The sequence below is a fragment of the Pseudomonas sp. D4002 genome, assembly GCF_013385665.1.
Taxonomy (GTDB): Bacteria; Pseudomonadota; Gammaproteobacteria; order Pseudomonadales; family Pseudomonadaceae; genus Aquipseudomonas.
In genome coordinates this window covers 1-13,095 of record NZ_JACAPN010000062.1, presented here as the reverse complement: position 1 = coordinate 13,095, position 13,095 = coordinate 1, and the positions used below count along the sequence as shown (strand labels likewise).

15 protein-coding genes are annotated in these 13,095 nt (G+C 62.2%); 7 read left to right on the top strand and 8 right to left on the bottom strand.

What is annotated here, in order from left to right; genetic code table 11:
• Positions 1-73: 73 nt before the first annotated feature.
• On the bottom strand, positions 74-598 hold the full coding sequence (locus HX824_RS31180; protein ID WP_177055987.1) for a DUF962 domain-containing protein: 525 nt from the start codon (positions 596-598) through the stop codon (positions 74-76).
• Between the two features lie 83 nt (positions 599-681).
• On the opposite strand from HX824_RS31180, the gene HX824_RS31175 reads away from it, so the two are divergent.
• Together HX824_RS31175 and HX824_RS31170 are read left to right on the top strand one after the other, a co-directional pair.
• Positions 682-1,368, top strand: coding sequence for a Crp/Fnr family transcriptional regulator (locus HX824_RS31175; protein ID WP_003218134.1), 687 nt, complete (start codon positions 682-684; stop codon positions 1,366-1,368).
• Positions 1,369-1,406: 38 nt separating this feature from the next.
• Positions 1,407-1,772, top strand: a complete 366-nt coding sequence (locus HX824_RS31170; RefSeq protein ID WP_003218132.1) for a response regulator — start codon at positions 1,407-1,409, stop codon at positions 1,770-1,772.
• Positions 1,773-1,917: 145 nt separating this feature from the next.
• Here the strand turns inward: HX824_RS31170 and HX824_RS31165 are convergent, their stop codons facing one another.
• A complete protein-coding gene (locus tag HX824_RS31165; protein WP_087693638.1) occupies positions 1,918-2,922 on the bottom strand; it encodes an AraC family transcriptional regulator in 1,005 nt (334 codons plus the stop codon).
• Between the two features lie 101 nt (positions 2,923-3,023).
• Here HX824_RS31165 and HX824_RS31160 point away from each other — a divergent pair, with 101 nt between their 5' ends.
• Positions 3,024-4,103: a fatty acid desaturase gene (locus HX824_RS31160; protein ID WP_177055985.1), complete on the top strand. Its 1,080-nt coding sequence runs from the start codon at positions 3,024-3,026 to the stop codon at positions 4,101-4,103.
• A gap of 38 nt (positions 4,104-4,141) precedes the next feature.
• Here the strand turns inward: HX824_RS31160 and HX824_RS31155 are convergent, their stop codons facing one another.
• The 6 genes from HX824_RS31155 to HX824_RS31130 form a co-directional block, all read right to left on the bottom strand.
• Positions 4,142-4,453: a putative quinol monooxygenase gene (locus HX824_RS31155; RefSeq protein ID WP_003218128.1), complete on the bottom strand. Its 312-nt coding sequence runs from the start codon at positions 4,451-4,453 to the stop codon at positions 4,142-4,144.
• 292 nt (positions 4,454-4,745) lie between these two features.
• Positions 4,746-5,627 carry a LysR family transcriptional regulator gene (locus tag HX824_RS31150; protein WP_177055983.1) on the bottom strand — a complete coding sequence of 294 codons (882 nt, stop codon included), beginning with the start codon at positions 5,625-5,627 and terminating at the stop codon, positions 4,746-4,748.
• Positions 5,628-5,639: 12 nt separating this feature from the next.
• Positions 5,640-6,812 (bottom strand): L-dopachrome tautomerase-related protein, encoded by a 1,173-nt coding sequence (locus HX824_RS31145; protein WP_003218125.1) that lies wholly within the window; start codon positions 6,810-6,812, stop codon positions 5,640-5,642.
• A gap of 130 nt (positions 6,813-6,942) precedes the next feature.
• Entirely contained in the window at positions 6,943-7,875 is a 933-nt protein-coding gene (locus HX824_RS31140; protein WP_003218124.1) for a LysR family transcriptional regulator, read from the bottom strand.
• A 74-nt stretch (positions 7,876-7,949) separates the two neighbouring features.
• Entirely contained in the window at positions 7,950-9,149 is a 1,200-nt protein-coding gene (locus tag HX824_RS31135) for a CynX/NimT family MFS transporter (RefSeq protein WP_177055981.1), read from the bottom strand.
• Positions 9,136-9,597, bottom strand: coding sequence for a nucleoside deaminase (locus HX824_RS31130; RefSeq protein ID WP_102606281.1), 462 nt, complete (start codon positions 9,595-9,597; stop codon positions 9,136-9,138). Before HX824_RS31130 ends, HX824_RS31135 begins: the two co-directional genes overlap by 14 nt.
• A gap of 105 nt (positions 9,598-9,702) precedes the next feature.
• On the opposite strand from HX824_RS31130, the gene HX824_RS31125 reads away from it, so the two are divergent.
• From HX824_RS31125 to HX824_RS31110, 4 genes are all read left to right on the top strand, one after another.
• Positions 9,703-10,554: a LysR family transcriptional regulator gene (locus tag HX824_RS31125; protein ID WP_008433713.1), complete on the top strand. Its 852-nt coding sequence runs from the start codon at positions 9,703-9,705 to the stop codon at positions 10,552-10,554.
• A gap of 240 nt (positions 10,555-10,794) precedes the next feature.
• Positions 10,795-11,607, top strand: coding sequence for an energy transducer TonB (locus HX824_RS31120; protein ID WP_003218120.1), 813 nt, complete (start codon positions 10,795-10,797; stop codon positions 11,605-11,607).
• Positions 11,608-11,657: 50 nt separating this feature from the next.
• A complete protein-coding gene (locus HX824_RS31115; protein WP_085984637.1) occupies positions 11,658-12,383 on the top strand; it encodes a MotA/TolQ/ExbB proton channel family protein in 726 nt (241 codons plus the stop codon).
• Position 12,384: 1 nt separating this feature from the next.
• Complete coding sequence (locus HX824_RS31110; RefSeq protein WP_003218118.1) at positions 12,385-12,786, top strand: biopolymer transporter ExbD; 402 nt, start codon at positions 12,385-12,387, stop codon at positions 12,784-12,786.
• Positions 12,787-13,095: the final 309 nt, after the last annotated feature.

Sequence of the window (13,095 nt, the reverse complement as noted above, 5' to 3'; positions counted from 1 at the left end):
GTCGGTACATCCGGTGACTGACACTCCGCTTTCGCGAGCAAGCCCGCTCCCACATTTGGATCTCCAGTGTTGCTCAGGCCGTGGCGTTCTTGTGCCGCACGGCCACGGGCCCCGAGCGCTCTTCAATCTGCCGCTTCAGGTCATGCCGCAGCCCCACCAGGAACGCCAACTCCGCCACCACAAACAACGGCCCCACGATCAACCCGGACACGTCATCGACAAACGCCGGCTTGCGCCCCTCGTAGTAATGCCCCACAAACTGGATCACCCAGCCCACCACGAACATGCCGATGCCGCTGCTCAGCCACACCAGCGTGCTTTGCGCCGCCAGCACATGCCCGGCCCACACCGACAGGCCCATCAGCACCGTCATCAGCACGCCGAGCGCCAGTTCCAGGCGCAGGTAGAACCATGCCGAAAGCAGCGCCAACACCACCGCGGGCGACAGCCACAGCCCGGCCACCGTCCATTCGGGGCGTGACAGCAGCACGGCCACGGCCACCACGATCAGCGGGATGCCGATAAAGTGGCTGGCGATATTGCGCGGGTCGCGGTGGTAGGCGGCGTATTGACTGAGATGGTCGACGAGGCTTTTCATTGTTGTTCCTCCTGTAGGATGTTTGATCATGCCCTGTAGGCCCACGACACACTGTCAACTGGCCGACAATCTTCGGAGTTCGCATGGATGTAGAGAAATGGCACCCACGGCTGGCCACCGGTCACTGGTACAGCCATCTGCCTGCTGACTTACAGAATAGCTTGCTGGCCAGCGCCCGGTTGCGGCAGCTGACGGCGGGGCAATACCTGTTCAAGCGCGGCGATCCGCCGTGTGGGTTGTATGCGGTGCTGGAGGGCTCCCTGCGTATCAGCGCGGTGAACGAGCAGGGCAAGGAGGCAGTGTTGAGCCTGGCGGAGTTGCCATACTGGTTCGGCGAAATCTCATTGTTCGACGGGTTGCCCCGCACCCACGATGCCTGCGCCGTCGGGCCGTGTACGTTGCTGCAGGTACCGCAGCCGGCGTTGCTGCACATTCTTGAACAGACTCCGCGTTACTGGCGCGACATGGCCCTGTTGATGAGCCAGAAACTGCGCCTGACCTTTATCAATATCGAGCAATTGAGCCTGATGCCGGCGTCGGTGCGGGTGGCGCACCGCCTGCTGATGATCGCCGAGGGCTATGGCGACATCGAGCAGGCCCGGCAGGTGCTGCAACTGCCCCAGGAAGACCTGGCCGCGATGCTGAGCCTGTCGCGCCAGACCACCAATGCGTTGCTCAAGGACCTGCAAGGCCAGGGCATCGTGCGGCTGGGCTATGGCGAGATCGAAATCCTCGACCCGCAACGTTTGCGCGAGGCGGCGCATGCCTGAGGGTGGTAGCCTGCGTTCACGATTATTCGAGGTGTGTTATGCGCGTCCTGCTAGTGGAACACGAGTCAGAGGCGGCCGAGGCGATGGGCCGCAGTCTTGAAGAGGCCAGCTACACGGTGGAGGTGGCGGCCAATGGCATGGCGGCCCTGCGCTTTGTGGAAAGCACCGAATACGACCTGGTGATCCTGGATGTGATGCTGCCGGGGCTGAATGCCTGGAAGCTGCAGCAGGCGATCCGGTTGAAGGGTGAGACGCCGATGTTGTTTTTGACCACGCCGGACGGGATTGAAGACCGGCTGCGTGGGCTGGAATTGCATGAGGATGATTATTTGCTCAAGCCCTTTGAGGCCCGGGCCTTGGTGGCGCGGGTGAAGAAGGTGTTGCGGCGGGACCGGGGGCGCTGACTGCCACTGGCTTTTGGGGTGTTTGATCGACCGCTTTCGCGAGCAAGCCCGCTCCCACATTTGACCGAGTACATCCTCTGGAATGCGGTCAAATGTGGGAGCGGGCTTGCTCGCGAAGAGGCCCTCACAGCCACCGCAACTCCAGCTACCTCAACCCATCCCGAAACTGCCCCGGCGTGATCCCGGTCCAGCGCTTGAACGCCCGGTTGAAGCTGCTGGTATCGGCAAACCCCAGCAAATGACTGATCTCCGCCAGCGAACACTCGGGGTCCCGCAGATGCAGCAGCGCGAGGTTCTCCCGGCATTCGTTCAGCAGCGCATCAAACCGGCAGCCCTCATCCGCCAGATGCCGCTGCAAGCTGCGCAAGCTCAGATGCAACGCCTGGGCGATGCGCTCGGCGCTCGGCTCACCGTCAGGCAACTGCGCCTCAATGGCCGAACGCACCTTGCGTTCCCAGGTCAGCGGCCGCAGTTGCGCCAGGGTGCGCTTGAGCACGGTTTCATTGTGCTCGGCCAACTCGGGGTTGGCATCGTCCAGGTGGCTGTCAAAGTCCCGGGCCGCAAATTCCAGACGGTCTTCCTCGGCGGCAAAAAACACCGGCGCGCGAAATACCGTGTGCCACGGTTTGGGATCAGCCGGCTCGGGCCGCCGCAGGTACACCGCCAGCGGCGCGTACTCCCGGCCCAGGCGATTGCGGCAGGTGCGCACGTAAATCGCGGCGAACGCATCAATCGCCTCAAACGCGGGTGCGGGTGTACCGGCGGGCTGTTGCAGGCGAAAGCGGTAACGTTCGCCCTCCCGGCTAAGCTCCAGGCTCAGTGCGTCGCTGACCACCTGGTGATAGCGCACGATCCGCTCGAACACTTCCCGCAGGCTGCCGCTGGCCACCAGCGCATATCCCAGCGCGTGAAAGGTGGTGGGGCTGACAAACCGCGACACCCGCAAGCCAATCGCCGGGTCGCCGCTGGCCTGTACCGCCAGTTCCCACAGGCGCGTGGTGGCCGATAGCGGGTAGCGCGCGTTCGGATCTTCCATCAACTGCGGGTCGAGCCCGGCCTGGGCGCACAGCGCGGCGCTGTCGAGGCCCAGGGCGTCGAGCTGCTTGCGCAGGGCGCGGGTCCAGCTGGCGAGAGAGGTCGGTTCGGTCATGTTGATTGGCGCTTGCGGTCAACAGGTTGGCGTGTGGGGCTAGCGTCCCGCCAGATCGCATAGGGCAGGATGTACGCATCAATAAGACAGAGGATGGAAGCATGGACCGTACTTCTGCAAGCCCCCGGCAGATGAACGCACAACAGCGTTCAGCGCATATTCGTGAAGTGGTGCTGGCCGAGGGGCTGTTATTGCGCCAGCGCCACCCCTGGCTGCTGCATCAGGATGCGTTGGGCGCGGGCATCCTGGCCTTTGCCCTGGTGGGCATGCTGGGTTCGGCGGCGCTGTATATCACCGGGCACATGGCGTGGTGGGTGTGCCTGCTGCTCAACGCATTCCTCGCGTCATTGACCCACGAACTGGAACACGACCTGATCCACAGCATGTACTTTCGCAAGCAGCGCCTGCCCCACAACCTGATGATGGGCCTGGTGTGGCTGGCGCGGCCCAGCACCATCAACCCTTGGGTACGGCGCCATATCCACCTCAATCACCACAAGGTTTCCGGCAGCGAAACCGATATCGAAGAGCGCGCAATCACCAACGGTGAACCGTGGGGCCTGGCACGTTTGCTGATGGTCGGCGACAACATCATGTCGGCACTGATCCGGGTGCTGCGGGCACCGTCCTGGAAGCACAAGCTGGGCATTCTCAAGCGCACGGCGCTGGTCTACGCACCGCTGGCGCTGCTGCATTGGGGCGCGTGGTATGTGTTCCTCGGCTTTCATGCCGCCAATGGCATCGCCAGCCTGCTGGGCGCGCCGATCGACTGGTCGGCCAACACGCTGGCGGTGATGCAAGTCATCGACATCGCCGCCGTGGTGATCATCGGCCCCAACGTGCTGCGTACCTTCTGCCTGCACTTTGTCAGCTCCAACATGCACTACTACGGCGACATCGAGCCGGGCAACGTGATCCAGCAAACCCAGGTACTCAACCCGTGGTGGCTGTGGCCGTTGCAAGCGTTCTGCTTCAACTTCGGCAGCACCCACGGGATTCATCACTTTGTGGTCAAGGAGCCGTTCTACATCCGCCAGATGACGGTGAAAACGGCGCACAAGGTGATGGCGGAGATGGGCGTGCGCTTCAACGATTTTGGCACGTTTGCCCGGGCCAATCGGTTTGCGCGCCAGGAGGGACGGCTGAGCGAACTCAACCCGGTGGAAAGGACAGCGATCTGAGCAAGCATCCCGGTCACCCTGGGGTGACCGGGTGCGATTTACTGAATGGCCTGGTAGAAGTTCACCTGTGCTTCATCCAGGTACGCGAGGATTTTCGCCGGCAGGCGCTCGGTGGGTTTCGCCGGGCCGAAGGCTTTGTAGAGCGTTTCGAAATGCGCGTGCAGGTCCGCGACGCTTTCCCACTGTTCGTTGAGAAAGAACCGGTTGGGGTTCTCTTCATCCTTATGCCATTGATAGACCACGGCCTTGTCGTGCTGGTGGGTGAGCTTTTGTGAAACGGCCGCTACATCACGATAGAACTCGGCCTGTTTGCCTTCTTTGATGGTGCCGCTGAAAACCAGGTAGAGCATGTTGGAATCCTCGGTTTGGGGAGATTGCAGAACATCTGCATCGCCAAACTAGCCTCAGTGAGCAGGCGCTTGTAGCCAGCCTGCCGCGAATTCAGAATTCGTAAAAGGCCTCGGAATCGAACGGCCGTCTTTGTCCGGTCAGGCCCATGCGTTGCAACACCAGCGCTACCACCGCAGCGGTAACCCGATGGAACGACAAGTCTGTCACCCCTATTCGAACGACGCGTGGGCCGCTCGCGAGATTTGTTCTGCCTGCAGCTTGGTGAGTCACCGTCATGATTTTTTCCCTATGCTAAAAATCGCCCTGGAACTCGGCGATCATGAACTCGACGAAAGCCCGAGCCTTGGATGAGATCAACCGCGCGCTGGGGTAGATCGCCCAGATATCCCGGGTTTGCTCCAGGACACAGGACGGCATGATTTCCACCAATGCGCCGCTTTCCAGTGAGGGCCTGGCGTTCCACTGTGAAACAGAGACGATGCCGAGCCCACCCTCCGCGGCAAGCCGTGCGCTTTCGCCGCAATTGACTCTGAGCGAACCACTGATTGCCGTGACTTCGTGTGACTGGGCACCCACGAAACGCCAATGGTCCTCGTCGCCCAGCAGGATGCAGGAATGATTGACCAGCTCCGCAGGTGAAGTCGGTTCGCCATGCGCCTGGAGGTAGGCGGGTGCCGCACACAGGATGCGTCTGTCGCAGCCGAGCTTGCGCGCCACCAGGGATGAGTCCTTCAGGGCGGCGATGCGGATTGCCACATCAATCCCGATCTCGGTCAGGTCCTGCATTTGATCGGACAGTATCAGGTCGATCTTCAGCTTCGGGTTGGCGTGCAGGAACCGGGTAATGGCCGGCATCAGGCACATCCGCGCGAAGGACCCGGGGGCGGATACTCTTAACACCCGCTTGGCCACGTCCTTGCCTTTCACCGCGACCAGATAGGCCTCGTCCACGGCTGCCAGCACCCGGATTGCATGGGGCAGAAACAGCGCACCGTCTTCGGTCAGGCTGACCTGGCGAGTGGTGCGATGCAGCAGGCGCATGCCCAGGTATTCTTCAAGCTTCGCCAGTTTGTGGCTGGCCACCGAGGGCGCGAGTCCCAGCTCCCTGCCGGCTGCGGTGATATTGCCCAGCTCTGTTGATCGCATGAACAGGTTCAACGCATCAATATTCATGCTTCGGCGCCGCTAGTGTGTGGGCGCCGGCGCGGCATCGATCTTCACGCGCAGCAGGCTGTAGGGTTTCTGGCGCAAGTCTTTGCCTGCGTGAAAGATGCTTTGGCGGTGCAGCTGATTGGCGATGAAGTACAGGTAGCCATCAGGACCGATTGACAGTGTGTCGGGCCAGAGCACACGCGGATCATGGACGATGGTCTGCCATTGCCCGTTCGCCAGCCGTTTGCGCACGCTGTTGTTTTCGTAGTCGCCGGCATACACGGCCCCCGAGGCGTCGGCTTCAAGCCCGTCCGAGGCGCCTTTTTCCCCGAGGTCTTTGACCGCCATTTCGAGCCGTGCTTCGCTGACTGTCTCGTCACGCAGCAGTGCCGTGGGGATGGCGTACAGGTGCCGACTCGACAGCGGGCAGAAATACAAGGTCTGCCCATCAGCCGACAGGGCGATGCCGTCCGAAGCCACGGCAAAAGGCTGGGTGCCGCCTTTGGCATCCCGCACTTTCAGGACCTGGCCTTCGACCGTGGGTACGAAGTTCGGGTCGACCGAGGTCGAGGGTGCACCACTGAGCCGGCGTATGGCCGTGCCACTGGCGATGTCCATGACGATGATCGCGCCCGGGCCGGTAAGTGAAGAGTCGGTGATATAGATCACGCCTTGGTCACCCACGCGAAAATCAAAGCGCATGTCGTTGACGTAGGTGCCGGGCAGCATGACGTTTTTCGGGAATACGAGGGTCTTGACCACCTTGTTGGTGGCGAGCTCAACTGCGACGAGCTTGGCACCACCTGGCTGTGGAGGCGAGAAGCCAGGCGCCGCGGTGTCCAGTATCCAGAGGCGTCCGCGCCCGTCGGCCACCACGCTTTGTACGCTGATAAACCCTTTGGCCGGGTCTTTGGGGTTGGCCTGATTTATCGCCTGGTCAGGGTAGGGTACGACTTTGCCGTCGCGCAATTCTGCGACGGTAAACGGCACCTCGTCGCCCCAGCGAGGAAAGTTGACAAAGATGCGTCCGGTCTCGGTAACGCTCACGCCGGTGGGCATGGCATCGTGGAAGGCGTGCACCTGCTCGATGGCGCCAACGCTCTGATCGGCGGGCAGGTTCGCCGGCATGGAAGCCTGGGCGGCGGTGCCGGTGAGGGCCGCTGCCAAGGCAAGGGCAGTCCAACTGATTGGGTATTTCAAGTACATGGCAGGGCTCCAGGTTTTTCTGTTCTGGAGCCAATGGTGTCGGTTCCCGGCAGGCGAAAAAACCCGCTGATTGCCGATAACAGTTTCATTGAAATCAAGAGAATGGGCTGCCGCGCGCAAGCCTGGTTTTTTAATTGCGGGCGAGCAAGCTTGCTTCAGCAGAGGGGGTATCCACGGTGATCAGGGTTTCGATCATCGCCTTCGCCGCCGGCGACAAGCGAAACCCGGTACGGCTGATGATCCCGCAGCGGTTGTTCAAACTGTCGAGGCTGTGAGGCACGTTGCGCCAGTGCAGCACCGTCAGTGCGCCACGGGCAAAGTCTTCGGCAAACGCATCCTCTGCACCCAGGCCAATCGCATTGGACTGGTGCACGATGGCCGCCAGCGCCGCAAACTGCTCCAGTTCGATAGCGGGAGAAAAGTCGACACGCCCGCTCAGGTTGGCCAGTAGCTTGCGTACCCCGGGAGCGATCAGCGGTGTGGCCAGCGGGTAGTCAAACAAGTCGTTGGTCGAGAGGCTGTCCTTGGCCAGTAACGGGTGCCCGGCGCGGCAGAAAAATACGTTGCGCCGGGGTGTCAGGGCCTGGGTCTGGAAGTTCGGATCGGCCTCGAAGTGGCGCACATCGGCGATGAAGAATTCGATCTCTTCGCGACTCAAACTGCGTCCGAGTTTTTCCCAGTTATCCACATGCAAACCGCTGCGTACTCGTGGATGAGCGCCGACAAACCGTGCGATCGCTCCAGGCACCAGGTTCACCGCCGCCACGGCATCGCAGCCAAAGCGCAATTCGCCGGCGTCGAGCTTGGTCATGCGGGTGACTTCGTGGCTCAGCCGCGCCGCGCCCTGAACGAGCGACAAGGCATGTTGCAACACCACCTGACCCTCCGGAGTGGGGCGCAGGTCTTTGTGGGCGCGGTCCACCAGCACACAGCCAAACTCCTGTTCCAGGCTTTGGATGCTGCGGCTGAACGCCGGCTGGGTAATGCCCATGGCGTCGGCGGCGCGCACAAAACTGCGGTACTCATTCAGAGCAATGAAGTAGCGCAGTTGGCGAAGGTCCATGGAGTTTTCCGGCGTCCTGAAGGAAACCGCGATTCTAATCGCCTCGCTTATTCCGCAAAAGAATGTTCATTGTTTTATCTAGATTCAAATTGCATATCCATAGAGCCTGTGCGGTAGGTGCCCGGGCTGAACACCCGGGTGAGTATCAGCATCGCCACCACCGTCAGCGTCAGCACCATCCAGGCGCTTACGAAACTGCCAGTCAATTCCCGCAGCCAGCCGGTCAGCCACGGTGATACGGCGTTGATCAAAAAGCCCACGCCCTGGACGAACGCCGCCAGTTGGCCGGCCTCCCGAGGGTCGCGGCGGTGATCCAGGGTCAACAACAGGCTCAGGGCGAAACACGCTCCCAGGCCGAAACCGATCAACGCCACCCACAGGTGGGGGAATTCCAGCGGCGCCGTCAGCAGGCCGATATAGCCCACGGTCTGGGCCAGCAGGCTGATGCTCAGTAACGGTCGACGATCAATGCCACGTTGCGCCAGGGCCGGCATCAGCAGCGCGGCGATTACCTGGAAGATCGTCATGAACGCCAGCAGCGAACCACTGGGCAGTACGCCCCAACCCAACTGCTGGTAGTAGGCCGGCAGCCACGCGACCATGCTCATGTAGCCGCAATTCACCAGGCCGAAATACAGCGCCAGCAACCACGCCCGACGGTTGCGCAGGCCCTGGAACGACGCCGTCACCTGCGGGTTTTTCGCCGCACCCAATGGCAGCCACGCCCACAACAATAGTGCGCCCAGGGCCGGTAGCAGCCAGATCCCGAGCCCCGCCTGCCACTGCTGGAAATGCCCCGCCACCAACGGGCTGAGCAGCGCGGCCAAGCCACCGCCGCCCATCAGCGAAGCCGAGTAAACCCCCATCGCCAACGGCACGCGCTGGTGAAACTGGCGCTTGATCATCGCCGGCACCAGCGCCTGGATCAGCGCCACACCCGCACCGCCGAACAATGCCGTGGCCAGCAGCGCCGGCGCCTGGCCAAACAGCCAGCGCGCGAGGCACGCCAGCAGAATCATCATCAAGCCCAGGGCGATTCCGCGACGCTCCCCCAGCTTCGCCTCCAGGCGCACACCTACCAGCGCCACCAGGCCCATGCAGATCACCGGCAGGCTGGTGAGCAGGGCGCTGCTCTGGAAACTCAGGCCGGTGGCCAGACGGATTTCCCCCAGCAACGGGCTGATGGAACTGAGGATCGGTCGCAGGTTTAGGCCCAGTACTACCAACAAACCCCAACCGGCGAGCTTGCCTGCGAATGAATTATTCAGCGTCATGCAGGGCCTGCCACTCGCGGTAGAGGGCTTGCATCGCTGCCTGCGGCAGGTGCTGTACGGGCAATTTTTGCTCCGCCAGCGGCAGCGCCAGTTGCTGGTAGATCGCTGCTGTGGACAAACCAAAGGGCGCCGCCACGTCGTTGCTGGCAGCGAACACCACACGGGATATGCCGCACAGGTGCATCGCACTCAGGCACATCGGGCAGGGCTGGCCGCTGGCGTAGATCACACAACCGTCGAGGCGCGGGCCGAGTTGTTGGCTGGCGGCGCGGATGGCGAGCATCTCGGCGTGGGCGGTGGGGTCCTGGCTCAAGTGGATTTCGTTGACCGCTTCCACCAGCACCTTGCCGTCGCGCACCAGGACCGCACCAAACGGGCGGCCACCGGCGGCTACGTTGGCCTTGGCCAGTTGCACGGCGTGATGCAGATGCTGTTGATCGTCAGTCATGGAAAACCCCTCGTGCGCAATGAGGCGTGAAGTATGGGTAGCCGCAGGGGTATTCTGAAATTAAATATAACCATACCAATCAGTGGCAAATGGAATGGTGAGCCCATGTTCGATCCTGTGTTGTTGCGCAGCTTTGTTGCCGTCGTCGATTGCGGCAATTTCACCCGCGCGGCCGAGCGGCTGCACTTGACCCAGTCCACGGTCAGCCAACAGATCCGCCGCCTGGAAGATGCACTGGGCAGCCAGGTACTCGACCGGGATCAGCGCCGCGTGGTGGCCACGGTGGAGGGTGAGCGGTTGCTGGCGTATGCGCGGCGCATCCTGGCGCTGCACGAAGAGGCGGCCGACGTGCTGATCAATCAGCAGAGCGATGGCGTGTTGCGCCTGGCGGTGCCCGAGGATTTTGCGGCCGAGCGTCTGATGCCGCTGCTGTCGGCGTTTGTGCAGGCTTATCCCCGGGTGCGCCTGGAGGTCACCAGCGGCTTGGGGCCGGAATTGTTGCGGGATTATCGCGGCGGTGAATTCGACGTGCTGCTGGTCAAGCAAATGGGTGACAGCGATGACTGCCTAGTGTCCTGGCCGGAGCCGTTGTGTTGGGTCGACAGCCGCAGTTCGCCGTCCCTGGGACGTGATCCGCTGCCGTTGGTGGCGTTTCCCGCTGGCGGCCTGTACCGCAATGAAATGCTGCATCACCTGGAGGTGGGCGGCTGGCGCTGGCGCATCGGTTATTCCAGCGCCAGCTTGGCCAGCGTGTGTTCGGCGGTGGCGGCGGGGCTGGGGATCAGCCTGTTGCCGGTGCGGGTGGTGCAGCCCGGGCACGTGGTGTTGGGCGCGGACAGCGGTTTGCCCGCGGTGCAGGGCGTGCGGCTGGCGCTGTATGGCCGTAACGGCCTTGGTGCGGCCGGGCAGGCGTTGCTACGCCAATTGCAGGATTTGTGTGCCGGTAATCCACGCTGAGCCATGCCTTCAGTGAATATTTTGTATGCCTCAAAAGCATTGAGATTTTCCCCCTCGGCGCCAGGCCGCGCAGGACGTGGCTTCGGCGTATCCGGATGTTTCGGTTATTCAATTTAGATCTATCTATAACTTTAAAGATTACTTTAAGAGATAAGCGTCTGCCCCCGATGATTCAGCCCTCGACGGCCGCCAAGGCAGGCCCGTCGGTTTTTTTGCTTAAGACCGCAGGGGAGTTAATCAATGGGCAATGTCCAGACCGCCGCCAGTGCACAAGAGGCGCAGTGGCGCCACGCACCGGGTGGTGAGTTGGTCGACCTTGGCCGGCCGCATCGCGCGCCGTTGGGGCAGTTGCGTACGCAGAAAACCCCGAAGGGTGTGTTGAGTCGGCGTGAAGCGATCCTGTTGGGGATTCTCGCGCTGGCCTTGCATGGCGCGGTGATCTATTGGGTCAGCCAGAAGCCAACCCCGGTGCTGCCGATTGTGCCGCCGGAAATCCCGCCGATGACGATCGAATTTTCCCAGCCGGCTCCGCCGGTTGTGGAGCCGCCACCGCCTGTACCACCGCCGCCGCCGCCACCGGTTGTCGAGCCACCGCCGCCGGTGGTTGATGAATTGGCCGCCAAGCCGGCGCCGAAAAAGATTCCGAAACCCAAGCCGGTGCCAAAGCCTGTGCCCAAGCCCGCACCGAAACCGGTAGCCGAGCAGCCGCCCGCGCCGCCTGTACCCGCGCCACCGGCTCCAGCACCGCCGGCACCGCCTGCGCCCGCGCCGGTGACACCGGCCTCGGCCAACGCCGCGTACCTGAAGAACCCGGCGCCCGAATACCCGTCACTGGCCCAGCGCCGGGGTTGGGAAGGCACGGTGCTGTTGCGGGTGCATGTATTGGCCACCGGCAAGCCGGGTGAGATCCAGATTCAGAAAAGCAGTGGTCGCCAGCAACTCGACGAAGCCGCACTGGCTGCCGTGAAGCGCTGGAGTTTTGTACCGGCCAAGCAGGGTGATGTGGCCCAGGACGGCTGGGTCAGCGTACCGATCGATTTCAAGATTCATTAATTATTGGATGCGGTGTGTTGGACACATCGCGACCTGCACAGAGGGAAAACATCATGGCATTAGCATCTCCAACTGAATCCATCGAAAGCGCGGTGATCTGGCTGCTGGTGGTCTTTTCGGTCGCTACCTGGGGCCTGGCCCTGCTCAAGGGCGTCCAGTTCGGCCGCCTCAAGTCCCAGGATCGCAAGTTCCACAAACAGTTCTGGGCGGCATCCAGCCTGGACTCGGCCGCTGAGTTGGCCGAAACCAAACCCGGCGCCGCCGCTCGTGTGGCCCAGGCTGGTTACGCCGCGATCCAGGTCGGTGAAGCGCCACACGCTGCTGACTTGAGCCAGGCGATCAACCATCAGGACCGTCTTGAACGCGCTTTGCGCCAACAGATCGTGCGTGAGCGTCGCTCCCTGGAGACCGGCCTGGCCGTGGTTGCGAGTATCGGCAGCACCTCGCCGTTTATCGGCCTGTTCGGCACTGTGTGGGGGATCATGGAAGCCTTGAAAGGCATCAGCGCCGCCGGTTCCGCCAGCCTCGAAACCGTGGCCGGGCCGATCGGTGCGGCACTGGTTGCCACGGGTGTGGGTATTGCCGTCGCGGTGCCGGCGGTGCTGGTCTACAACTACTTCCTGCGTCGCCTGAAGCTCACGGCTGCTGACCTGGACGACTTCGCCCACGACTTCTACAGCCTGGCGCAGAAGAACTCCTTCCGCGTGCTGCTGCACCCGACGCTGAGCAAGGCCGGTGCCCAGGGTGGCGCGCAAAAAGTGAAGGAGGCGTCCTGAGATGGCCTTCTCCACGCAAGACAGTGATGAGGTGCTGAGCGAGATCAACGTTACGCCGCTGGTGGACGTGATGCTGGTGCTGCTGGTGGTGTTTATCGTCACGGCGCCGTTGTTGACCAATGCGATTCCGATCAACTTGCCCAAGACCGAGGCCGTGGCCCCGGTGGAGCAGAAGGACCCGCTGGTGGTGAGCATTGATGCGGCCGGCAAACTGTTTATCAACAAGGATGAAATCCAGCCGGATTTGCTGGAATTCAACTTGCAGTCGGCCAAGGCCAAGGACCCGGATGTGCGGGTGCAACTGCAGGCTGATGATGGAGTGAACTATGGCGAAGTGGCGCGAGCCATGGCGTCGATCGAGCGGGCGGGGATTACCAAGCTGTCGGTGATTACTGCACGTTAGTTTCAAATGCCTCGACAATTTTTTTGGCCGTCTCCTTGGCAGGGTGCGGCCTTTTTTTTGGGCTGTGGTTTTGGGGGGCTGGGTACATATCCGTTATTTAGGTAACGGCGGCTTATGGTTCCGCTCTTACAGCGGGTCACTTTTGGCAAACGCCCCAAAAGTAACCAAAAGGTCTTTGCCCCACCACTCGGTGCCTCGCCCAGGCTCGGCATGCCCGCACTCAGCAACGGCTCCCCGGGCCGCCGCGCCGGCCCACCCATGGCCCGGCGCGGCTAAATCGCCATCCTTGCCATTTTACCCCCTCCCCCG

Excerpts from the sequence above, each read along its gene's own strand:
- HX824_RS31180 (WP_177055987.1), bottom strand. The coding sequence starts at position 598 with ATGAAAAGCCTCGTCGACCATCTCAGTCAATACGCCGCCTACCACCGC.
- HX824_RS31175 (WP_003218134.1), top strand. The coding sequence starts at position 682 with ATGGATGTAGAGAAATGGCACCCACGGCTGGCCACCGGTCACTGGTAC.
- HX824_RS31170 (WP_003218132.1), top strand. The coding sequence starts at position 1,407 with ATGCGCGTCCTGCTAGTGGAACACGAGTCAGAGGCGGCCGAGGCGATG.
- HX824_RS31165 (WP_087693638.1), bottom strand. The coding sequence starts at position 2,922 with ATGACCGAACCGACCTCTCTCGCCAGCTGGACCCGCGCCCTGCGCAAG.
- HX824_RS31160 (WP_177055985.1), top strand. The coding sequence starts at position 3,024 with ATGGACCGTACTTCTGCAAGCCCCCGGCAGATGAACGCACAACAGCGT.
- HX824_RS31155 (WP_003218128.1), bottom strand. The coding sequence starts at position 4,453 with ATGCTCTACCTGGTTTTCAGCGGCACCATCAAAGAAGGCAAACAGGCC.
- HX824_RS31150 (WP_177055983.1), bottom strand. The coding sequence starts at position 5,627 with ATGAATATTGATGCGTTGAACCTGTTCATGCGATCAACAGAGCTGGGC.
- HX824_RS31145 (WP_003218125.1), bottom strand. The coding sequence starts at position 6,812 with ATGTACTTGAAATACCCAATCAGTTGGACTGCCCTTGCCTTGGCAGCG.
- HX824_RS31140 (WP_003218124.1), bottom strand. The coding sequence starts at position 7,875 with ATGGACCTTCGCCAACTGCGCTACTTCATTGCTCTGAATGAGTACCGC.
- HX824_RS31135 (WP_177055981.1), bottom strand. The coding sequence starts at position 9,149 with ATGACGCTGAATAATTCATTCGCAGGCAAGCTCGCCGGTTGGGGTTTG.
- HX824_RS31130 (WP_102606281.1), bottom strand. The coding sequence starts at position 9,597 with ATGACTGACGATCAACAGCATCTGCATCACGCCGTGCAACTGGCCAAG.
- HX824_RS31125 (WP_008433713.1), top strand. The coding sequence starts at position 9,703 with ATGTTCGATCCTGTGTTGTTGCGCAGCTTTGTTGCCGTCGTCGATTGC.
- HX824_RS31120 (WP_003218120.1), top strand. The coding sequence starts at position 10,795 with ATGGGCAATGTCCAGACCGCCGCCAGTGCACAAGAGGCGCAGTGGCGC.
- HX824_RS31110 (WP_003218118.1), top strand. The coding sequence starts at position 12,385 with ATGGCCTTCTCCACGCAAGACAGTGATGAGGTGCTGAGCGAGATCAAC.